At 47.0% G+C, this 21048-nt stretch carries 18 protein-coding genes and 1 pseudogene; 13 read left to right on the top strand and 6 right to left on the bottom strand.

The window, feature by feature from the left end; genetic code table 11:
* Nucleotides 1-2 precede the first annotated feature (2 nt).
* The gene (locus C7Y69_RS01100; RefSeq protein WP_013786791.1) at nucleotides 3-1331 is read right to left on the bottom strand and encodes an ATP-binding protein; all 1329 of its coding nucleotides are present in this window, start codon (nucleotides 1329-1331) and stop codon (nucleotides 3-5) included.
* 317 nt (nucleotides 1332-1648) lie between these two features.
* Here C7Y69_RS01100 and C7Y69_RS01095 point away from each other — a divergent pair, with 317 nt between their 5' ends.
* The 13 genes from C7Y69_RS01095 to C7Y69_RS01040 all read left to right on the top strand — a co-directional run bounded on the left by C7Y69_RS01095 (nucleotide 1649) and on the right by C7Y69_RS01040 (nucleotide 17828).
* On the top strand, nucleotides 1649-1954 hold the full coding sequence (locus tag C7Y69_RS01095; RefSeq protein WP_041453222.1) for a helix-turn-helix domain-containing protein: 306 nt from the start codon (nucleotides 1649-1651) through the stop codon (nucleotides 1952-1954).
* Entirely contained in the window at nucleotides 1951-3201 is a 1251-nt protein-coding gene (locus tag C7Y69_RS01090) for a type II toxin-antitoxin system HipA family toxin (RefSeq protein ID WP_126871531.1), read from the top strand. Before C7Y69_RS01095 ends, C7Y69_RS01090 begins: the two co-directional genes overlap by 4 nt.
* 343 nt (nucleotides 3202-3544) lie before the next feature.
* Nucleotides 3545-3787 carry a helix-turn-helix transcriptional regulator gene (locus C7Y69_RS01085; RefSeq protein WP_001070200.1) on the top strand — a complete coding sequence of 81 codons (243 nt, stop codon included), beginning with the start codon at nucleotides 3545-3547 and terminating at the stop codon, nucleotides 3785-3787.
* The gene (locus tag C7Y69_RS01080) at nucleotides 3774-5507 is read left to right on the top strand and encodes a DUF927 domain-containing protein (RefSeq protein ID WP_126871530.1); all 1734 of its coding nucleotides are present in this window, start codon (nucleotides 3774-3776) and stop codon (nucleotides 5505-5507) included. The genes C7Y69_RS01085 and C7Y69_RS01080 overlap by 14 nt, the downstream gene beginning before the upstream one ends.
* Nucleotides 5508-5780: 273 nt before the next feature.
* Nucleotides 5781-6011 carry a helix-turn-helix domain-containing protein gene (locus tag C7Y69_RS01075; protein WP_000617363.1) on the top strand — a complete coding sequence of 77 codons (231 nt, stop codon included), beginning with the start codon at nucleotides 5781-5783 and terminating at the stop codon, nucleotides 6009-6011.
* The gene (locus tag C7Y69_RS01070) at nucleotides 6008-7507 is read left to right on the top strand and encodes a class I SAM-dependent DNA methyltransferase (RefSeq protein WP_126871529.1); all 1500 of its coding nucleotides are present in this window, start codon (nucleotides 6008-6010) and stop codon (nucleotides 7505-7507) included. The genes C7Y69_RS01075 and C7Y69_RS01070 overlap by 4 nt, the downstream gene beginning before the upstream one ends.
* Nucleotides 7504-8133: a DUF4062 domain-containing protein gene (locus C7Y69_RS01065; protein ID WP_126871528.1), complete on the top strand. Its 630-nt coding sequence runs from the start codon at nucleotides 7504-7506 to the stop codon at nucleotides 8131-8133. Before C7Y69_RS01070 ends, C7Y69_RS01065 begins: the two co-directional genes overlap by 4 nt.
* Nucleotides 8126-9592: an RNA-binding domain-containing protein gene (locus C7Y69_RS01060; protein ID WP_126871527.1), complete on the top strand. Its 1467-nt coding sequence runs from the start codon at nucleotides 8126-8128 to the stop codon at nucleotides 9590-9592. Before C7Y69_RS01065 ends, C7Y69_RS01060 begins: the two co-directional genes overlap by 8 nt.
* Nucleotides 9589-9888, top strand: coding sequence for a type I restriction-modification system subunit M N-terminal domain-containing protein (locus C7Y69_RS21750; RefSeq protein WP_260563400.1), 300 nt, complete (start codon nucleotides 9589-9591; stop codon nucleotides 9886-9888). The genes C7Y69_RS01060 and C7Y69_RS21750 overlap by 4 nt, the downstream gene beginning before the upstream one ends.
* A gap of 29 nt (nucleotides 9889-9917) precedes the next feature.
* Nucleotides 9918-11159 carry a class I SAM-dependent DNA methyltransferase gene (locus C7Y69_RS01055; RefSeq protein WP_260563399.1) on the top strand — a complete coding sequence of 414 codons (1242 nt, stop codon included), beginning with the start codon at nucleotides 9918-9920 and terminating at the stop codon, nucleotides 11157-11159.
* Nucleotides 11160-12302: a restriction endonuclease subunit S gene (locus tag C7Y69_RS21745; RefSeq protein WP_260563398.1), complete on the top strand. Its 1143-nt coding sequence runs from the start codon at nucleotides 11160-11162 to the stop codon at nucleotides 12300-12302.
* 3 nt (nucleotides 12303-12305) lie between these two features.
* Nucleotides 12306-15368: a type I restriction endonuclease subunit R gene (locus tag C7Y69_RS01045; protein WP_126871526.1), complete on the top strand. Its 3063-nt coding sequence runs from the start codon at nucleotides 12306-12308 to the stop codon at nucleotides 15366-15368.
* A 42-nt stretch (nucleotides 15369-15410) separates the two neighbouring features.
* Nucleotides 15411-17828: an AAA family ATPase gene (locus tag C7Y69_RS01040; protein ID WP_126871525.1), complete on the top strand. Its 2418-nt coding sequence runs from the start codon at nucleotides 15411-15413 to the stop codon at nucleotides 17826-17828.
* 221 nt (nucleotides 17829-18049) lie between these two features.
* Here C7Y69_RS01040 and C7Y69_RS01035 read toward each other — a convergent pair whose 3' ends face one another.
* The 5 genes and pseudogenes from C7Y69_RS01035 to C7Y69_RS01015 form a co-directional block, all read right to left on the bottom strand.
* The gene (locus C7Y69_RS01035) at nucleotides 18050-18736 is read right to left on the bottom strand and encodes a hypothetical protein (RefSeq protein WP_126871524.1); all 687 of its coding nucleotides are present in this window, start codon (nucleotides 18734-18736) and stop codon (nucleotides 18050-18052) included.
* A 469-nt stretch (nucleotides 18737-19205) separates the two neighbouring features.
* Nucleotides 19206-19665 (bottom strand): annotated as a pseudogene (locus tag C7Y69_RS01030) (DEAD/DEAH box helicase); the annotation flags it as partial.
* A 146-nt stretch (nucleotides 19666-19811) separates the two neighbouring features.
* A complete protein-coding gene (locus C7Y69_RS01025; RefSeq protein ID WP_000354813.1) occupies nucleotides 19812-20183 on the bottom strand; it encodes a type II toxin-antitoxin system HigA family antitoxin in 372 nt (123 codons plus the stop codon).
* 31 nt (nucleotides 20184-20214) lie between these two features.
* Nucleotides 20215-20517, bottom strand: coding sequence for a type II toxin-antitoxin system HigB family toxin (locus C7Y69_RS01020; RefSeq protein WP_102309607.1), 303 nt, complete (start codon nucleotides 20515-20517; stop codon nucleotides 20215-20217).
* A gap of 192 nt (nucleotides 20518-20709) precedes the next feature.
* Nucleotides 20710-21048 carry a hypothetical protein gene (locus C7Y69_RS01015; RefSeq protein WP_126871523.1) on the bottom strand — a complete coding sequence of 113 codons (339 nt, stop codon included), beginning with the start codon at nucleotides 21046-21048 and terminating at the stop codon, nucleotides 20710-20712.

Here is a 21048-nt window from a genome sequence, read left to right as displayed (position 1 = left end):
TTTTACCATCTCTGTGGTAAATACTGCGTGAAATACAAAGGCATCACGATATTGGTTTGCTCTAATGCGGATGAGCCTTGTGTACCCGTTAACTTAAAGGTTTTACTTGGAGTACATTTTTCAACGTAGGATGCCAACGATTTTGCTCTTGTACGTTTACCACTTTTGACCTCCACAGGGACGATATCGCCTTCATCGGTCGCCAAAATAAATTCGATTTCGGCGCGGGCGTCATTCCATGAATAGCTTGGGTCAACGCCAATGGCAGTGAGCTCTTGTTGCACAAAGTTTTCAGCCACATAGCCTCTGTAGTTATAAACAGAGAGATCATAGTTTTGTTGCTTAATTTCTTTATAACTGCTGCCGAGCATATGATTAAGCAGGCCCACATCAAACAGAAACAGTTTCACCATATTTTCTTTTTTATAGGCCGCTAACGGAGATTTCGGCAATCCTTCAATAGGGTAGTTTGGCAAAGCTAAGCGGCAGCAGTTAAGCCAATGGATCGCGGTTTCAAAATCGCTATAACGAGATTTACGTTCATGCACATGCTTAAATTTAAAGCGTTTAACCGACTCATCGCTGACAAGTGATAGCTGGGCTGGAATGCTATTAAATACCGATTCAATCAGTGTGGCGTCGACCTTGCCCGCGTACTTACCAAAATCGCGGCGATAACCTTCCACTAAATAGGCATGAATTTTTGTGACTTTTTCAACACGCTCTAGAATGCTTGAATCCTTATACTGATACCAAGCAGAAACGGCTTCCGGCATACCACCAGTAAAAAAGTAGTCAGTGAGTTTGTCCATCAATTTGGTGTGTACTGCCGGTGTGCTTGCTTGACTATCAAACGCTTTGATCAGCGCTTGCTCGTTGGATGCGTAAATAAATTCTTGGAAGGTCAGTGGTCGTAAATTGTATTGTTCTACCTTGCCCACAGGGAAGGTGTTGAGCAAACCAATATTCGAGCCGCTGGCAGCGACAAAATAGGACGGTGCTTTTTCAGCAAAGTACTTTAGTGAGGTAACGGCACGTTCACATTCGCCAATTTCATCTAATATCAGCAGATCGGTTTCTGGGTTGAACGCTTGGTTGGTTAACAACTCAATGTTCATTACTAGCTCGTCAGGTGACAGAGAGCCATCGAACGCTTCTTTGTAAGCAGGGTTTTCAAGGAAGTCGATACGAAGGATGTTGGCAAAGGTGTTCCCAAATATCTCTTGTAGCAGATAGGTTTTACCTGTTTGTCTTGCACCATCGATCAATAATGGCTTGCGCACCGGTTGATTTTTCCATGCTATTAGGGCGTTGAGTAAGTTGCGCTGCATTGTCATTTCCCGCCAATTAAGACTGTTAACTGCCTGTAGTATAACTCAGTCTACACTTTAACGCGCAGAAAAGTGTGGAATTATACATTTTTATGCGCATAAAAGTGTAATCCGCAACCTTTGGCATTCAGGGATCCATTTCATCGCCTTGACCAACGCGCAAGCTAAACCTAAAGGTGGGATATAAATCCAATTATATTGAGTAAAGTAGGAATATAGTCCTACATATAAATTGTTGGAGTTGCTTGGGATTCAAAGTTGGACTATATTCCCATTAACGGTTAAATAGTGGGAATATAGTCCCTTTGGTTGGTGATATGGCTAAGCGTGACTTACACAATGTACTGTTTCCAAAGCAGCGCAAAATCCTGAGGCATTTTGGTGAAGACTTGCTGTTGGCGATGAAACGACGTGGTTTTACAAAAAAGCTACTGTGTGAACGTACTGGTTTTGATCATAAAACCGTGAATAAAGTCTTCGCCGGTGATCCGGGCGTTGCCATAGGCACTTACTTAAAAGTGATGGCTGTTCTTGGCATGGAAAGCAACTTTGCAGAAATGGCCGCTCATGATGAAGTGGGTATCAAGCTGCAAAACATAAAATTGCTGGAAGGTTCAAAATGAGCCGTGAAATCGTCGAAGTCTATGCCGACTGGCAGCCAATTGAAGCGCCTTTGCTAATTGGGCTGCTTGCTCACAGTGATTCAAGCCGAGGTGGCGTATTTAGTTTTGCCTACGATAAAGCATTTTTAACCTCAGCCTATCGCTTGCAAATTGATCCAATCCTAACGCTTCACTCCGGTGAACTCTATAACGATGAAGCCGATAAAAACTTTCGCGCATTTCTTGATTCATCGCCTGATAGATGGGGGCGTATTTTAATGCAGCGGCGTGCGGCGATTGAGGCGCGCAAAGGCATTCGAGCAACAAGTCGATTAAACGAATTGGATTACCTGCTGGGCGTACATGACTCTTATCGGATGGGGGGGATTCGATTTAAGCGAGTAGGCTCGGATGCTTTTTTGGACGACAACTCTGAGTTTGCTGCGCCACCAATGGCTTCTTTGCGAGAGCTAGAGCACGCAGCAATGCAGATTGAAAAAGACGATAACATCGACAGTGACGAGTATTACCGCTGGTTGAAAATGCTGATTTCTCCAGGCTCATCATTAGGTGGTGCAAGGCCCAAGGCTTGTGTCACAGATGAACAAGGCCACTTGTGGATTGCCAAGTTTCCCAATCTAAATGATACCCATGACGTGGGCGCATGGGAGATGGTCTGTTATGAATTGGCTTTGGCGGCAGGTGTTGACATGTTTCCAAGTGAGATTAGGCAGTTTTCCTCTGGGCACCATACCTTTTTAACCAAACGGTTTGACCGCGACGGTGAAAAGCGGCTGCATTTTTCATCGGCCATGACACAGCTTCAATACTATGATGGTGAACAATCTCAAGGTGCTAGCTACTTAGAGATTGCTGAATTTATTTCCAATTCTGGTGCACAAACCGCAGCCGATTTAGCTCAGTTATGGCGTCGAATCGTGTTTAATATTGCGGTGTCCAACACGGATGATCACCTGCGTAACCATGGGTTTTTATTAACAAAGAATGGCTGGAAGTTATCACCTGCTTATGATTTAAACCCGATAGTGGGTAAGCATGGCCTGCATCTGAATATTACCGATGCAGACAACGCTTTAGACTACCAGCTAGCCTTTGATGTGAAAGACTTCTTCAGACTTTCGCAAACCCAAGCCACGCAAATTTACGATGAAGTATTAATGGCGGTTAAGCAATGGCAAACCGTTGCTAAGCGGCTAGGGATCAGCCGAGCGGAGCAAGCCATGAAACAATCAGCGTTTAACGTTTAATGAGTCAGTGAAACTATATTTTCATTTTTCAGCAGATAAAGAAGTTTTAGTTTCACTTTATGCTTTGCCTCATACTCCATGTGTTTTAACACTTCGCTCATCCCTTGGGCTTTTGGGGCAGTTTGGGCAAAGCCTTAGTTCACGCCACTTAGCCACGCACCAACCCTGCCCACAGAACAATTATTATTTGGGGCACTATCTACAAACTGGGGCAAGTAGCTACTTGTACCCTCAGAAAGCTGCACGATCTGGGCATTTATCTGCCTACTGCGTCCGTTTAACTCTTTGATAATAGCGGGGCAAACTCCTAACTGAACTTAACAGATCAGTGAGGAAGCAAACGATGAACCCAACGACACAATCATCCACCACATCAACACACCCAGCGCGTCAGCAGCGGATTTTGCGCTTGCCCGAGGTAAAGGCCAAAACAGGCTTTGGCCGCAGTACCATTTATGCCCTGATGGCCAGCGGTGAATTTCCACGTTCCATTCGTATTGGTGCGCGTGCCGTGGGCTGGTTAGAAAGCGATATCGACCAGTGGATTGAAACCCGCCGTATCGGTGCTGCTTATGGCCGTGGATAAACCATCAGCATTAAACCAATTATCTGCCAGTGATATGCCTAGCAACGAGCCAACATTACCAGCTGGTTTTGCCTATAACGAGCAAAACTGGCTGGTGATGCAACCGGCAGGGCAAGATAGCCCAGTCAAAATCTGTTCTTGGCTGCAAGTTGCTGCTCGCACCCGCGATCCGCAAGGGGACAACTACGGCTATTTATTGCACTGGTTAGACGATGACAATCGCCATCGCTACTGGGCCATGCCCGCAGAACTATTGGCCGGAGACGGCAGCGAGTACCGCCGAATTCTACTTAGCCGAGGCATGCGGCTTAGTAACAGTGTCAAAGCGCGGCAGTTGCTCTCGCTGTTTATTCAACAAATGGGCGAACTGGCCACGCAAAAGGCCATCAGCGTCAACTGCATTGGCTGGCATCATAACGCTTATGTGCATCCGCGCCTCACTTTTTACCCAAGCGAACACAGCAACAACCCGCGCATGGTGTTGCAAACCATGCACCCGATAGAAGGCTTTATTCAACAAGGCAGTAGCGACACTTGGCGGCAGCACGTAGGCCGTTATTGTCTGGATAACCCGCTATTAATTGTTGGCGTTTGTGCTGCACTGGCTGCACCTTTATTGCATTTGTGCGGGGTGGATGGTTTTGGTTTACACCTCTACGGTGCCAGCAGTACTGGTAAAACCGCAGCGTTGTATCCGGCGTTATCAGTGTGGGGCGAGCCTAATCAACTACGCCACAGTTGGCGTGCCACGGCCAACGGTTTAGAAGGCACAGCATTAGCGCATAACGATGCCTTACTGGCGCTCGATGAAATGGGCGAAGTTGACCCAAAAGAGGCGGGCGATGTCGCTTACATGCTTGCCAATGGTCAAGGTAAAACTCGTGCAGGCAAATACGGTGAAATGCGCTTACCCGCCCGCTGGCGTTTGGTGTTTTTATCCACTGGCGAAGTGACGCTTGAAAGCCATCTGGCCAGTATCGGCAAGCGCGTAAAAGCCGGCCAGCAAGTGCGAGTGATTGATCTCAGTGCCGATGCTGGAGCGCAAATGGGCGTGTTTAACCAGAGTCATGGTATGAACGCCGCCGATTTAGCCGATCACCTAAAACAGCAAAGCCGCCAACATTACGGCAGCTTGGCCTTGGATTGGTTACGGTATTTAACGCAGCACAGCGCGCAGGTGTGCCCCGTTTTCCAAAACGTACGCCAACGCTTTTTAGCCAGTTTACCTCCCGAGTCAGACGGCCAAGTGCGCCGAGTCGCCGAAAAATTTGCCTTACTGGCCAGCGCTGGCCTGTTAGCCATTCAAGCCAAAGTACTTGATTGGCCAGCTCAAAGTGTCGAAGCTGCCTGTTTAAGCCAGCTTAACCAATGGATACTTGCCCGCGGTGGCGTGGCCGCCAATGAAGATCAACAAGCCATTCGCCAGGTGCGCAGTTTTATTGAGCAACATGGCGAAAGCCGCTTTACGCCTAAACAAACCGGTTACAGTAGCCAACGCGCGGGTTGGATTGACTCTACAGGCCCACAAACCCTCTACCTGTTTTACCCAACTGGCTGGCGTGAAGCTACTGAAGGTCTAAGCCCAGATCGTGCCGCCAAAGCACTGATGGCGGCAGGCTACCTAGTCCCCGATGGTAATCGGCCACAGCGCAAAGTCAGCCTGCCCGACAACACCCGCCCACGTATGTACTGCGTGAAAGGCAGTATTTTGGATGACTAAAAAGGTGATGAGCCCTGTGTAGGCTTGTCGCCTTGCAGTGCACCGCCAGTCAACCTAAAGGCTGGGCGAGGATTAAAGGCTAAGGCAGACAATACCGTTAGAAGCATTCCCGTGAACCACCAGCGTACCAACAACCGGCACCGAACGAATAACAAATACGCTCAATTATTTGGTTTTAACTCAAATAAGTTGAGAATAATCATAATCGTGGTAGGGTAAGCAACAGTGAAAAATCCCCCAAGTTTATGGTTAAGAAAACACCGTGGAGAGAGCATGATCCGCTGCCACCTAGCCCGATTAATGGGTGAGAGAAAAATGCGCATTAGCGACGTGATGCGAGAAACCGGCCTAAGCCGAACCACTGTCACGCTACTGTACAAAGAAACCGCGCTCAAGGTGGACTTAGAGGCGCTCGATAAGCTGTGCGATTTGTTTAACTGCGATATACACGAACTACTCGAAAAATCGCCTGCGGCCTCCGCTGTGAATGAGAATACAAAATGACCCTAATTAACATCAAAGATCTCGAAGCACACCTATGGCATGCAGCCCACATTATTACCGGGCCTATCGATGCGTCGGACTACAAGACTTACATTTTCCCGATCCTCTTTTTTAAGCGCATTTGCGATGTGTACGACGAGGAATTTATCGACGCCATGGAACAAGTGGGTGATGAAGAGCTTGCCAAAGGCGACATGTTTCACCGCATTCAAATTCCACAAGAGTGCCACTGGAAAGACGTTTTTGTCGAAACCAAAGACATAGGCCAAGCCTTAAAAGATGCGTTTCGCGGTATTGAACTGGCTAACCCAAAGCTACATGGCATATTCGGCGATGCCAGCTGGACCAACAAAGAACGCCTGTCGGATGAACTCTTAGCTACCTTGCTTAACCATTTCAACAAAGTAAATCTAGGTGTGGCGTCTGTTCGCGACGATGATATGGGTCGAGCATACGAATACCTCATCAAACGCTTTGCCGATAAGGCCAACAAAAAAGCCGGTGAATTCTATACCCCGCGCACCATTGTTCGTTTAATGGTTAACATCCTAGACCCACAGGCCGGTGAAAGCGTGTACGACCCAGCCTGTGGTACTGGTGGGATGTTGCTTGAAACCATCCATCACGTAAAAGAAAACGGTGGCGACCCTCGCCTGTTAAAAATTAAAGGCCAAGAGAAGAACCTCACCACCGAAGCGATTGCCCGCATGAACCTGTTTTTGCATGGTCAGGAAGATTTCGACATCGTTCGCGGCGACACCCTGCGCGAGCCTAAGTTTTTGGTGAGTGATCGCCTAGAAACCTTTGATTGTGTAATCGCCAATCCGCCATTCAGCCTCAAAGAATGGGGCTATGATCTTTGGTCTGCCGACCCATATGGCCGTAAACAATATGGTTTAGCCCCTAAAACCAACGGTGATTTCGCCTGGGTGCAACATATGTTCGCCTCATTAAACGATCAAGGTCGCATGGCAGTGGTATTACCCCATGGTGTGTTATTTAGAGGCGCCGCTGAAGGTAAGATCCGTACACAGTTGTTAAAAGAAAACCGCATCGAAGCCATCATCGGCGTAGCGTCAAACCTGTTCTATGGCACAGGTATTCCGGCCTGTATTTTAGTGCTGCGCAAATCACGCCCAGCCGACCATCAAGATCACGTGCTGATTATTAATGCGGAAGAAATCTTCACCAAAGGCCGTGCGCAAAATACCTTGTCTAATGATCAAGCCGACGACATTTTTAACATCTATCGTCAGCAAGAAACCTTAGGTCCTAAAGCTGAAGAAATCGAAGGCGTTGCGCGCTGGGTGGCGTTAGCCGAGATTGAAGAAAACGACTTTAATCTCAATATCGCGCGTTATGTACAAAAACCACTGGAAGAAGAAACCATTACAGTGGAAGAAGCGCTAAAAGATTTCCAACAAAAACTGGCCGCCCTAGAGCAAGCCGAAAATGAACTGGAAGCACTGCTGATCAAGGAAGGGTTTGAACTATGAGCAAAAAGCTCACGGTGATGGTGTCATCCACCGTTTATGGCGTAGAAGAGCTGCTCGACCGCGTATACACACTACTAACTACCTTTGGTTATGAAGTTTGGATGTCGCATAAAGGCACAGTGCCGGTATCGTCTAATGAAACCGCTTTTGAAAGCTGCCTAAAAGCAGTAGAAAAATGCGACCTATTTTTAGGCATCATTACTCCACAATACGGTAGTGGTGTTGATGCAACGGGCCTATCCATAACCCATAAAGAGATGAAAAAAGCCATCGAGCTCAATAAACCTCGCTGGTTTTTAGCGCACGATCAAGTCGTCTTTGCCCGCCGCCTATTAATGGATTTAGGTTACAAAACCCAAGAACAGCGCTCAGCATTGACACTGCGCAAAGGCGCAGCGTCCATTTCCAATATTAAGGTGATCGACTTATACGAAGACGCCACCATGGAACAACTGCCACTGGATGATCGCCAAGGCAACTGGGTGCAAAAGTTCGATCGTGACGACGACGCCAACCTTTTTGTAGTCGCACAATTCTCTCGCTATCAAGACGTAGAGCAGCGCCTGACCGAACATTTTCAAAATGTCAGTCAAGTGAGCGCCTCAGTAGGAGCAAGCCATGAGTAAAACGGCCGCACAACTCAAGCAACTACTGTCACTAGGTGAAAACCAAACCCTTGAATACCTTACAAGCTGCGACTTAAACCACTGCGGTCCGCAAGTTTGCGCCTTTTTAAATACCCAAGGTGGTTACCTGCTATGTGGAGTCGATGATAAAGGCCAAATCAAGGGCGTAGAACAGGCCGAACAAGTAGCTGAACAGCTCGAAAGCCAGCTTAAATCGGCGATTCAACCGCCAGTACTGTTTTCGGTAGAAGTACAGCAAGTCGAAAACAAACAGCTATTAGTGGTTGAAGTGCCGGCCGGCAAAGACATTCCTTACGCCTTTAACAGTGACATCTACATACGTGCCGGCGAGCAAACCCAAAAAGCCGATGTCGATACCATCCGCGACATGGTCATGTGCAAGCAAGTAGAACCTACCCGCTGGGAGCGTTTGTTCTCGTCTGAACTCGACGAACAAGGTTTATCCGCCAGCGCTTGTAAAAAACTGCTATCCGCCAAACGCATTCCCAAAGAGGTCGCGCAAGCCGAACAAGGCCTACTGCACCAGTTGCAATTGTTATCTTTGGCCAAATACGGCCGCTTAACCAATGCCGCCGATGTATTACTGGCCAGTGTGCCGGGTAAGCGCCATCCGCAAGCCCGCGTGCGTGCGGTGTGTTATCGCCATAAGGCCGACGACGAATATCAGGATTTACAGCACCTCGATGGCCCAATGGCCGAGGTGATCGAGCAGCTGATTACCTTTGTGATGCGCAATACGCCATCGCGCGCACGCTTTAGCAGTGCCAATAATCAGCGCGAAGACATCCCCATGTACCCAGAGCAAGCGGTACGCGAAGCCATTGTCAACGCCTTTGCCCACCGCGATTACAGCAACTTTGCCGGGGGCATTAAGGTTGAAGTTAGCCCAGCACACCTAAAAATATGGAACGCCGGTGCGTTTCCGCAAGGCATCGACGAGCACAAAATTCAGCAAGGCCATATCTCGGTACTGCGTAACCCCGACATCGCCCACGGCTTATACCTACAAGGCTATATGGAAAAGCTTGGCCGCGGCAGTGTCGTCATTCAACAAGCTTGCAAAGCAGCGGGCCTACCCGCGCCGAAATGGCACTCCGACAGCAGCTCCGGCGTGACTTTGACCCTGTTCGCCACGGAAGTCACCACGGAAGTCACCACGGAAGTCACCACGGAAGTCACCACGGAAGTCGCACGGATGATCAGCCTCATGAGCCAAGAGCATAGCCGCGACGAATTAATGGCATTAATGGCACTGAAAAACGCCGAGCATTTCCGTAAACACTACTTAAAACCGGCACTGGAGATCACCCCAGCCTTGGTAGAAATGACCATTCCAGACAAGCCAACCAGCCGTAACCAAAAATACCGTTTAACCGCGCTTGGCCAGCAGCTAAAGCAACAACTACAGCAGCAACTAAGCGATAAGAAGACATCATGAGCGCATTAAATAAGAAAAAATTAGAGGATTTACTCTGGGGCGCAGCCGAGTTTTTGCGCGGCCAAATCGACGCCTCAGACTACAAACAGTACATCTTCCCGCTGCTATTTTATAAGCGCCTGTCAGATGTGTATTTGGAAGAATACACCGAGGCCTTGGAGATCCATGAAGGCGATGCCGAATACGCAGCAATGCCCATGTTCCACCGTTTTGATATTCCCAAAGAAGCCCGCTGGGAAAAAGTGCGCCACACCAGCAAAAACATGGTGAGGCCATTCAAAACGCACTGCGTTTAATTGAAGCCAACAACCCGCGCTTACATGGCGTGTTTGGTGATGCCCAGTGGACCAACAAAGAGCGCCTGCCCGATCACCTGCTATCTGATCTGATTGAGCACTTCAGTAAAATTCCGCTGGGGATTAAATCGGTCGCCCAGGATGATCTGGGTGAGGCATACGAATACCTCATCAAAAAATTCGCCGACGACTCTGGCCACACCGCCGCTGAGTTTTATACCAACCGCACCGTCGTGCACCTGATGACGCGTATTATGGGCTTAAAGCCCGGTGAAACGGCTTACGACCCCACCTGCGGCACCGGCGGAATGTTGCTTAACGCGGTAATGGATTTGCGCACTCATGGGGAGCCTTCAGCGGATCAACAGCAGTGGCGTTCGGTGCATCTCTATGGACAAGAAGTAAACCTACTCACTTCGGCCATTGCCCGAATGAACATGTTCCTGCACGACATTGAAGAGTTCGATGTGCTGCGCGGCGATACCCTGGCGGAACCCAAGTTTATTGAAAACGACCAGCTCAAGCAGTTTGATGTGATTTTTGCCAACCCGCCTTACTCCATCAAAAAGTTGAACCGCGATAAGTTTGCCGCCGACCCATACGGCCGCAACCTCTACGGCGTACCACCGCAAGGCTGCGCCGACTATGCGTTTTACACCCATATCATCAAAAGCCTAAAACCTGACACTGGCCGCGCCGCTATGCTCTGGCCCCACGGTGTATTGTTTCGTGATTCCGAGCAAAGCATTCGTAAACAAGTGATTGAGTCCGACATCATTGAAGCGGTGATTGGCCTTGGGCCAAACCTGTTTTACAACTCGCCGATGGAATCCTGCGTGGTGGTACTCAATTGCAATAAACCCGCCGAGCGCAAAAACAAGGTGCTATTTATCAATGGCGTGGAGCACGTTACCCGAGAGCGCGCCCACAGCCGCCTGTCTGATGATGATTTAGCAGTACTTTGCGAGGCGTACTTTGAGCCTGAGAAGCAAAGCGACATTACGGCTTTGGTTGATATCGATACCCTTAAAGAGAACCTCTACAACCTGTCGATTCCGCTCTATGTGCAAGCACAAAACAATGGCGAAGTACACGATATTGAACATGCCATCGAGGCATGGAAAGTCAGCCGTGTGCAATTGAAAAAGCAGACAAATAAGTTATTCCAAAGCCTAGCTGGGTTGGGATACGACATGCAAGGAAGTATTAGTGTCGCGGAAGGCAGGAAGCTGGGAGCGACCGAGGTTGAAGCTGGCAAGGTGGAGCAGTAAATGACTGAGCAACAATTACCCGAGGGCTGGCAAATGGTGAAGTTTGGCGATATCGCCAAGCATATTTCCAAGCGTGTTGAGCCCAGTGAAACCGACCTTGAAATCTATGTCGGGCTGGAACATTTGGACCCAGACAGTTTGAAAATCAAGCGTCACGGTGTGCCGAGTGATGTTGAAGGCCAAAAGCTTCTGGTGAAAAAAGGTCAAATCATTTTTGGCAAGCGACGTGCCTATCAGCGCAAAGTGGCCGTGGCAGACTGGGATTGTATTTGCTCGGCACATGCCATGGTGCTTGAGGCGAACCCTAAAAATGTAATACCTGAATTTCTACCATTCTTTATGCAGTCAGATGTGTTTATGAATCGTGCTGTAGAAATTTCCGAGGGGTCACTTTCGCCAACAATCAAGTGGAAAGTTCTTTGCGAGCAGAAATTTCCAATACCAAATAAAAATATACAAGAAAATTTACTCGAAAAACTTGAGAAAATTGAGGTCCTATTAGACTTAATCAATAACACTCTTGATTCACTCAGCAATGTCAGATCAAAAGTATACTCCCAAATATTTGGTGAGGCAGATCAAGATTGCATGCAAAAAGGATCAGATGTGTTCGAAATCTTTGGAGGATACGCACCTTCTAAAATTGAGTTCAGCCAGAATGGTGATTTGGCATATTTTAAAGTTGACGACTTCAACAATAATGTCGACCACGCAAACCTAAGTATCCCAAATGAAAAATTTAATCTTGAAGAACAAAACCAAAAATTAAATATTTTAGAGCCTGGGTATATTGTTTTTCCAAAGCGTGGCGCTGCCATTTTTAAAAACAGGGTCGGAATTCTTGCTGCAAAAGGGGTGGTGGACACGAATATTATGGCGTTGAGGTGCCGCGATGTAGAACCTTTGTTTGTAAAAATATTTCTAGAATGGTATGGGCTTCATAATATATCTGACAATTCAGGCATCCCTCAGCTCAATAACAAACATATTAACCCATTAAATATTCCAGTTCTCGAAGATGGATTGCGTCATAAGGTTATTGGTTTTGAGCAGCAATTCAGCAATCAAAAGGACCTGCTGTACAATAAACAGGCGTCTTTGACGCTTCTCAAAAAAGCATTGATAAATCAAACGGTAGAATAAGTCATGTTTAACGAACAAACCGTCACAGAAAATGGAATTATTGACCGCTTAAAAGGTTTAAGCGGCGTAAAATGGACTTACTGCCACGGTGAAAACCTGCCCAAACAAGCGCAGGATATCTTCGTTGATGAGTGGCTAAAAGACGCCTTGTGTTCGTTAAACCCTGATATCGCCAAACAGCCGGATTACGCCGATGAAGTGATTTACAAGCTGCGTGGCGTGGTGCTGGAAGCACGTCATACCGGCTTAGTAAAAGCCAATGAGAACTTTCATGAATGGATGATGGCCGAGAAAACCTTGCCTTTTGGCGAGAATGGCGACCATATCACCATCAACCTGATTGATTTCGACAATATCGACAACAACCACTTTGTGGTGTCACAACAGGTGCACTATATCGCGGCTACCGAAGTGTATTTTGATATCGTGCTCTATGTGAACGGTATTCCCTTGGTGGTGGGCGAAGTGAAAACAGCGACCCGCCCCAGCGTGACCTGGCAAGATGGCGCCGCCGATTTTATGGGCGGTAAAAAACACTACTGGAGGAACGTTGAACCCTACTTTGTGCCCAACCTGCTGTGTTTTGCCAGCGAAGGAAAAACCTTCGCTTATGGTGCCATTAACGCCCGGGTAAAAGATTGGGGCCCTTGGCACAATACCGACCTGCGCGATGACATTTTGCCCAGCTTAGCATCGGTGCTGGCTAGCTGTGAGGGCTTGTTAAACCCGCAAACCTTATTGCAATTGCTGGAATCTTTCGCGCTGTTTTCAACGGTGAAAACCGGTAAAAACACCCCACCCAAGCGCATTAAAATTCTGCCGCGTTACCCACAGTTTGAAGCGGCCAAGCAAATAGTGGAGCGTGTGCGCAAAGGCTACCCGAAAAAAGGTCTGATCTGGCATTTCCAAGGCTCGGGCAAATCGTTATTGATGCTCTACGCCGCCAAGATGCTGCGCAGTGACAATGCTCTGAAAAACCCCACCGTATTGATCGTGGTAGACCGCCGCGATCTGGACAGCCAAATCAACGAGACCTTTGGCGGTGCCGACGTTAAAAACCTCATAAAAGTACAAAGCTGCAAAAAGCTTGGCGAACATATCGAGCAAGACAGCCGTGGTATATTAATTACCACCATCTTTAAGTTTAAAGATGTCGAGATTGATGACAGCAACCCCAACGGCCTCAACAGCCGCGACAACATTATTGTGTTGGTGGACGAAGCCCACCGCACGCAGGAAGGCGGCTTGGGAGAGAAAATGCGCTGGGCCCTGCCACAAGCGCACTTCTATGGATTAACCGGTACACCGATTTCCGGTATCGACCGCAATACCTTCAAGTTATTTGGCGCCGAAGAAGACCCCGGCCGCTACATGAATCGCTACAGCTACAAACAGTCGATCCGCGATGGCGCCACGAACCCAGTGAAGTTTGAACCACGTTTGGCAGAACTACGGGTAGACCGTGATGCCATCAACCAGGAATTTGAGCAGCTTGCCAAAGACAATAATCTCGACGACGAAGAAAAGGCCGCACTATCAAAACGCGCAGGCAAATTAGCAGTGATGCTCAAAGCGCCTAAACGCATGGCCGCCGTCAGCAATGATATTGCAGAACACTTTACCAGCCACGTGAAGCCGAAAAAGATGAAAGGCATGGTGGTGGTATACGACCGCGATGCCTGCGTGCAGATGTACTACTTGCTGGGTGAAAAGCTCGGCTTTGATGCCGTTGAAGTGGTGATGAATGTCGACCAAGCACCGGTAAAAGCCGAAGAAGGCGGTAAAAAAGACAAGCTTAATAAAGACTGGCGTAAATGGAAGGAAGAGTTAGACCTGCCGATTAAACAAGCAGATTTTGAGCGCTGGCAGCACATAGATGCAGAAGACCAAACCCAGAAAGACTTAATCGAAAGCTTTAAAGACCCCAAACATCCGTTGCAGCTGATCATCGTTACCGCCAAGTTACTTACCGGCTTTGACGCGCCTATCTGCTATTGCATGTACTTGGATAAACCGCTGCGTGACCACACGCTGCTACAGGCCATGTGCCGCACCAACCGTTTGTACGAAACAGACGATGTGCGCAAAGACATGGGCCTCATCATCGACTACCTTGGCGTGTTTGAAAACCTGCGCACCGCGCTGGCTTACAACCCGGAAGAGATTGATGGCGTGGTAGAAGGTATTGAAGCCTTTAAAGAATTATTACCCGCCCAGTTAGATAAGTGTTTGTCCTTCTTCCCTAACGTAGATCGAACCTTAGAAGGCTTCGAAGGCATTATGGCGGCGCAAGAATGCCTGCCAACCAATGAAAAGCGCGATGAATTTGCCGCCAGCTTTGGCGTGTTAGCCAAGCTTTGGTCGGCCATTAACCCAGACACCTTCTTAGCCCCGTATCGCAAAGACTATAAATGGCTGGCACAGATTTATGAATCAGTGCGCCCAGTCGGCCAAACCGGCGCTTTGGTGTGGGCGGCCCTTGGCCCTGAAACCATCAAGATGATCCATGAGCACACCGACATCAACCGCATCCGCGATGATATCGACGAGCTAATCATGGATGAGCACGCCATTTTCACCCTAACCGACAAAGAACAAGAGCAGCGCGCCAAACGCCTAGAAATTGACCTGATGGGCCGCCTGCGCGGCAGCAACGATCCTAAGTTTGTCGAATTAGGTGAACGCTTAGAAAAATTGCGCCAAGACTACGAGTCTGGTGTGATTAAAGCCATCGACTGGTTAAAAGGCCTGTTAGATGCAGCAAAAGACACGGTTCAAGCTGAGCGCGAAACCGGTGATCATGTGGTGACCGAAGAGGACAATAAACAGGCCTTAACCAAACTCTTCCTGGAAACTCGCCCAGAAACCACGCCAAAGCTAATCGGCGATGTGGTAGAGCAAATCGACAAAATCGTTAAAGCCACCCGCTTTGAAGGCTGGCAAAACTCCAACAGCGGCCCGCGCGAAATCCAAAAGGCGCTGCTGGTAACACTGGCGCAGTTTGGCTTGGGTAAAGATAAAGAGCTGTTCCAAAAGGCATATGGGTATATAGAAGAGCATTATTGATGGCAGCTTGCGGCCGAGTGAGCAACGACAAGGAGGTTTAGGATGCTAAAGAAAATTCAGCACATTAAAAAGCTTGGTGTGTTTGACGATTTTAGCTGGGATAGTGAAGTTAAAAACAAAGGCGGCGCCGTTCAGAACTTTGTTGATATCAACATCATCTATGGGCGCAACTATTCCGGTAAGACCACACTGTCGCGTATTGCTCGTGCTCTAGAGACACGCACTTTATCAGACAAATATGGCGCGCCTTCGTTTCAACTAAAATTTGCTGACAACTCAGATGTAACATTCGCGGCCTTAGCCACCCACGACAAGAACATTCGCGTTTTCAATGAAGACTTTATTAGAGATAACCTTCGATTTATCACTAATCCTGACGACAGCATTGAGCCATTTGCCATTTTAGGCGATGACAATAATAAGATCGAAAAAGAGATTGAAGCTCTTGAGGCAGAACTCGGTTCTAGTATTGAAGGGCAAGAAACCGGTTTGTTTGCCGACAAAAAGCAGGCCGCAGTTGCATACAGCAATGCCTTTGCCTCTCATAAACAATCGAATGAAAGTCTAGAAAAACAATTGGGTGATAAAGCGACTAATAAAGACATCGGTATTAAATACAAGCCTGAGCGTTTTGGTGACCAAAACTACACCATTACCAAATTAAAGGCCGATATCACAACTGTTAGTAGCCCTGATTTTCAGCCGTTAACATCAGAGCAAGTGAGCGAGCACGAAAAGCTGATTGATGAAAAGGTTTTGCCTGCAATCCCCAGATTTTCTTCCCCTCAGCTAAGTTTTTTAAGCTTGGCACTACAAGTTGAAACGTTGGTAACCAAGCCCATCAGTGAGTCTGATAAAATTCAGGCGTTAGTAAAAGATGCTGTACTTAACCGCTGGGTCAATGAAGGTCGTTCTCATCATCGAAATAAGCATGAAAAATGCGCATTTTGTGACAATGAAATTTCGACTGAGCGGTGGGCAGAGCTTGATAAGCACTTTGATGTAGAGTCTGAGCTATTGGAAAAGTCGATTGATGCGTTACTTGCTAAGATAGAAATCGAAAACCAAACAGTTCAATCCGCACTCACCATTGATCAATCTGCTTTTTATTCCAAGTTCCACTCACAACTAACTGCCTTAAATTTAAGGTTAGAAGCTGCAACCAAAGACTATCAGCTTGCTTTAGGTAATCTAACCAAGCAACTGAAGGCGCGAAAAGGTGATATTTTAAACGTTAAAGACTATGAGAGCCCCGCTGATGGTACCGCGAAACTAACGCAAATCTGGCAGGATTATAGTGACCTTTGCGCTCAATCAGAGTTATTTAGCAGCTCATTAGCTGGCGAACAAACCAAGGCCAAAGCCGACTTGCGATTGAAAGAGGTCGCTGAGTATTTGCTTACGATTGATTACCAAACACAGCTCAATTCAATTGAAACCTTACAGCAAAAAAGAGACGAGGCTCAACAAGCGCAGGCGACTATCAATGCGGACATTACCGAAAAACAAGCACAAGTTACGGCTAAGAAACGTGAACTGAATGACGAAGAAAAAGGGGCTAAAAAGGTAAATGAATATCTGAATAATTTTTTCGGGCATCAGTTTTTGACGTTGGAGGCTAAAAAGGATGAAGGGCCAACGCAAGAGGCAAAACGTATTCGGTTTGAAGTGATCCGTGATGGTAAAAAAGCTTATCATCTTAGTGAAGGGGAATGCAGCTTGCTGGCATTTTGCTACTTTTTGGCCAAGTTAGATGATGTCGCAACAAAAGATTCAAAACCCATTATTTGGATTGATGATCCTATCTCGTCGCTCGATGGTAATCATATTTTCTTTATTTATAGCTTGTTGAATGCGGAAGTGGTCGAAAAGGGCAAATTTGCACAACTGTTTGTTTCAACACACAACCTTGATTTCTTGAAGTATCTGAGAATGCTGAATGGCAAGTATTTCGATCCAGCAGGCTCTGGAAAGTTAAAAAGCTACCAGAAAGATTTCTTTGTTGTGATTAGGCAAGGTAAATTTTCTACAATTCAGTCTATGCCTGATTACCTAAAAAAATACATCACAGAGTTCAATTATCTTTTTCATCAAATCTACAAGTGCGCCAATGTCGAAAGTGTTAATGATGCAAACTTCAACTCGTTTTATAACTTTGCGAATAATGCGCGCAAATTTTTCGAGATTTATCTTTACTATAAGTACCCTGATCAAACATCTGATGAAGATAAGTTAAAGCTGTTTTTTGGTGATGAAAAAATCCCAGCAGTGTTAGTTGATAGAATCAATAACGAGTTTTCACATTTAAAGGGGTGCTTCGAAAGTGGCTCGATACCTATAGATGTACCGGAAATGCAAACAGCTGCAAGGCAAATCATCGAGCGACTAAAACAGGACAATGAGCAGTTTTCTTCATTAATGAGAAGTGTTGGTGAGACCGTTGAGGTTGAAACTGTATGAGAGGGTACTCAAGGACAATAATGGTAAGCATTGTACAAAGTGAAATCATCTGGAAGTTCCGGATAGTTCAAACGATAGCCTGAGTAAAAACCTAACAGAGAAAGCTCTAGCTAAAAATATCGAGCCATTTGGCGCTTTTGATATTAAAATTGCACCAACAACACCCCTCCCGCTACCCGTTAGATCAGCGCCCTCCGAGGGGTTACTCTTTTTTCAGGCTTCTAATTTTTGGTACCGTAATGAGTTACGGCACCAAAATTCGCTTTCAACCACACATTACTCTCCGGCTCGCAAAGGTGGTGCAGCAGAGCTAGGTTAATCTGGTGGCTGATCACGTTGCCGTTTGGTTTTCCGTTGTCTTTTTTCAAACCTCTCAGTAATAACCCTGTGCATGATTTTCCTATTTGCTCCGGCGAACTGGGCAGGCAAAAGGCGCGGTTTTGCTGTTTGGGGTGCAAGGTAGCGCGCTTTCCCGTTTTAGATAAAGGCGTGATGCACCAAAAAATACAGGCGTTGGCCGGTGTGTTTGCTTGCAATGTTCTGGTTTGGCTTGTGCAATCCCCATATACCGGTAAAAAATGTGCCGGTAACAAAACCAAGCCGCCTTGCGCGTGGCCATCAACCTCAGGCAAAGGTAGCCAATATAAGTTGGGCCATTGTTCTGGGCTCTGCCATTTTTCTACGATCACTTGTGCGCCAATGCTATTCAGCCATTGGTGAATCGGGCAGCCAGGGTGCGCTTGTTTAACGCGTGGTAACTGAAAAGTCAGCCAGCGGGTTAAGCGTTCGGCTGCATTATCGCACTGGCTTAATGCTGGGTAGAGAGTAAACGCGCCATGCCCAACCAGTAACGCGACCAGCTGCTGTATCCATTCTCTATACCAATCGTTACCACTTGCCCATAACACGTCACATATCACCTTGTTGGTTCGTCATGCCGTCTATTTTCAGTCGTCGAGTGCAGACGTGGTGGTGAATTAGATGAAAGAAATGGCCATCAAACTAACCAGTCAAATCGGTTTTTTATGATGACCTGTGCGCGGCTAACTGTTTGAGATACATAGTCCAATACAGCGCTGTTTGGCGGCATTTGGCTAGTGCAAAAAAATCGAGACGCCAAACGATCGTTTGCATTCTGGGTTTGAAAAAACAAACGGTTTGTACTTTGATGCCGAGGTTGGTTTAGGGTACAAAAAGTGCCAAACCTTGCTTTGAGCCAGTAATGGCAAGGCCTACCAGCGTTGGATTTCAATCGAGACGCCAAACAGTAAATGGACTAATTTCCCTGTTTGGCGTTTCGATCCAAAAGCCAAACGGATAGTGGTTTTGGCGTAAGGGGGTAAAGGCATGGGGAAGTGTTTAATGAAGTGCTGCTGTTTATTTTGGCCTGGTATTTGATGAAGGGACGTTTTCTAACTTCAGTGAAGGTTGCTTGTCACTGTTACCCTCAAAGTATTCAAGGGCGTACCCCATTGCCTTGTAGCTTTTCTCGCGTTTTTTAAACATGCGTTGCAGCATAGGGAGGGCGCAGTCCACATAGTCGTGAATGGTGACTTGTGTTTTGCCTTCCGATTCACGATGAATACGACCGGCATATTGAGCCAATGTACCTTTCCATGCGATTGGCATAGCCAAAAACAACGTATCCAGTCTTGGTAGGTCAAATCCTTCGCCTACATATTTTCCTGTTGCGACGACGACTTGAGCCGATTGCAGATGATTGACAGCATTCTTGCGTTCGGCAGCTTTCATGGCGCCTTTGAGTACGACAGTGCTTATACCCATCTCGGTAAGTCGTGAGTGTATGTACTCTGTGCTCTGTAAGGACTAACGGGTGAACGCTCGTTTTGAGCGCTACGCAAAGCCTCTCTTAATGCGAGAAGCTGCTGCTTTTCGTTTTCAAGCTCAGCTAGCCTGTTATCAATAGCAGAAATGTTTGGGTAGCGAGCGTCATTCATAACAAACTAATTTTGATTCGCAGCGCTATGAAGCGCGAACTTGCGGTGGCTTGATCAGTGACTCTGCTGGAATACCTAACCCTTCATGAAGTTTCCAAATCATTTTTAGCGTGAGTGATCGCTTATGGTTTAGGATTTCATAAACACGATTGCTTTTACCTATCATGGGTTCAAGATCTTTAACCGTTAAGCCTTTGCGCTCCATCTCAAACTTTATTGCCTCAACAGGGTCTGGCAAATCCATTGGAAAATGCTTTGCTTCGTAGGCTTCAACTAACGTAACCAAAATGTCCAGCTTTTCGCCTTCAATGGTATCTGGCTCCGCCATCATTAGGTTTTCGATGTCGTTTAATGCCGCGCGGTAGTCGGCATCTGTTTTAATAGGTCTGATGTCCATTATATTTACCTCTTGTTACTACCTTTTGGCTTTAAATCGTTTGCACATCAATTTTATCGTATTGTGCATGGCTGCCGATAAACCGTATGTAAACCACCTTGTAGGCATAATTGATCCAAACGACTAACCGGTATTTATTACCGGCAATGTTAAACACGACACGTCCATCTTTGAGGATGCTGGCATTTCTAAAGTCCTGTTTCACATCCGCCGGTGCTCCCCAATCAGCGTTTAATGCATGCCTATACCACGCTAACGTTGGCTCTTTAGCGTCAATGTATTCTGGGCTGTCTTCCCAAAATGTTTTTAAGGTTGATAATGCGATAATTCTCATAAACAGATGTTAGTCCCAATTTGGGACTTTTGCAAGTTTGGTATTCTTGATGCGGTTAGGAGTTGTTACCGCATCCCCAACTGCCCCATTCCTTGGGGCAGTGTAATTTCCTTTTATTCACCCTCTAAAGCTTGGCATATCAAGTGCTGCCCCATTGTCCCAACTGCCCACGGTAAGTGAGCAAATGGCTTGTTAGTTTCGCCTGATTGGCTTTTTCGGCATACAGCTGCGTTTACCATCGAAGAACGCCAATACTCTGAACCAATAGAGCGATTCTTCATAACCTAGGCTGTACGTTGGGCGTGCAGGCGGGATGAGTCCTAGTTTGCGTCCTAGGCTGACAATCACGTAGAACGTGAGTTTTAGCGTCAGCCACGGGGTGAGAGCCACCAATGTCGTCAGACAATACCGGGTAAGCTCGTAGCTTACGCCATAAGGTTGTTCGAGTAAGGCAATGCCAATACACCAACCAAGGCCTGCCAGCATGGCTATTGGAAAGGTAATGGGTGCGAGTCGCATCATAAATTGCAT

Origin of the sequence: Alteromonas sp. KS69 (assembly GCF_003989595.1) — a bacterium.
Taxonomy (GTDB): domain Bacteria; phylum Pseudomonadota; class Gammaproteobacteria; order Enterobacterales; family Alteromonadaceae; genus Alteromonas; species Alteromonas naphthalenivorans.
The sequence above is the reverse complement of the archived record's forward strand: the minus strand, read 5'-3'. Positions and strand labels throughout refer to the sequence as shown.

What these genes read in the sequence shown, in the direction of transcription:
- C7Y69_RS21750 (WP_260563400.1), top strand. Translation starts at nt 9,589, where the DNA reads ATGAGCGCATTAAATAAGAAAAAATTAGAGGATTTACTCTGGGGCGCA.
- C7Y69_RS01090 (WP_126871531.1), top strand. Translation starts at nt 1,951, where the DNA reads ATGAGCCGTGAAATCGTCGAAGTCTATGCCGACTGGCAGCCAATTGAA.
- C7Y69_RS01070 (WP_126871529.1), top strand. Translation starts at nt 6,008, where the DNA reads ATGACCCTAATTAACATCAAAGATCTCGAAGCACACCTATGGCATGCA.
- C7Y69_RS21745 (WP_260563398.1), top strand. Translation starts at nt 11,160, where the DNA reads ATGACTGAGCAACAATTACCCGAGGGCTGGCAAATGGTGAAGTTTGGC.
- C7Y69_RS01080 (WP_126871530.1), top strand. Translation starts at nt 3,774, where the DNA reads ATGGCCGTGGATAAACCATCAGCATTAAACCAATTATCTGCCAGTGAT.
- C7Y69_RS01015 (WP_126871523.1), bottom strand. Translation starts at nt 21,048, where the DNA reads ATGCAATTTATGATGCGACTCGCACCCATTACCTTTCCAATAGCCATG.
- C7Y69_RS01040 (WP_126871525.1), top strand. Translation starts at nt 15,411, where the DNA reads ATGCTAAAGAAAATTCAGCACATTAAAAAGCTTGGTGTGTTTGACGAT.
- C7Y69_RS01065 (WP_126871528.1), top strand. Translation starts at nt 7,504, where the DNA reads ATGAGCAAAAAGCTCACGGTGATGGTGTCATCCACCGTTTATGGCGTA.
- C7Y69_RS01045 (WP_126871526.1), top strand. Translation starts at nt 12,306, where the DNA reads ATGTTTAACGAACAAACCGTCACAGAAAATGGAATTATTGACCGCTTA.
- C7Y69_RS01025 (WP_000354813.1), bottom strand. Translation starts at nt 20,183, where the DNA reads ATGGACATCAGACCTATTAAAACAGATGCCGACTACCGCGCGGCATTA.
- C7Y69_RS01100 (WP_013786791.1), bottom strand. Translation starts at nt 1,331, where the DNA reads ATGCAGCGCAACTTACTCAACGCCCTAATAGCATGGAAAAATCAACCG.
- C7Y69_RS01095 (WP_041453222.1), top strand. Translation starts at nt 1,649, where the DNA reads ATGGCTAAGCGTGACTTACACAATGTACTGTTTCCAAAGCAGCGCAAA.
- C7Y69_RS01085 (WP_001070200.1), top strand. Translation starts at nt 3,545, where the DNA reads ATGAACCCAACGACACAATCATCCACCACATCAACACACCCAGCGCGT.
- C7Y69_RS01075 (WP_000617363.1), top strand. Translation starts at nt 5,781, where the DNA reads ATGATCCGCTGCCACCTAGCCCGATTAATGGGTGAGAGAAAAATGCGC.
- C7Y69_RS01020 (WP_102309607.1), bottom strand. Translation starts at nt 20,517, where the DNA reads ATGAGAATTATCGCATTATCAACCTTAAAAACATTTTGGGAAGACAGC.
- C7Y69_RS01060 (WP_126871527.1), top strand. Translation starts at nt 8,126, where the DNA reads ATGAGTAAAACGGCCGCACAACTCAAGCAACTACTGTCACTAGGTGAA.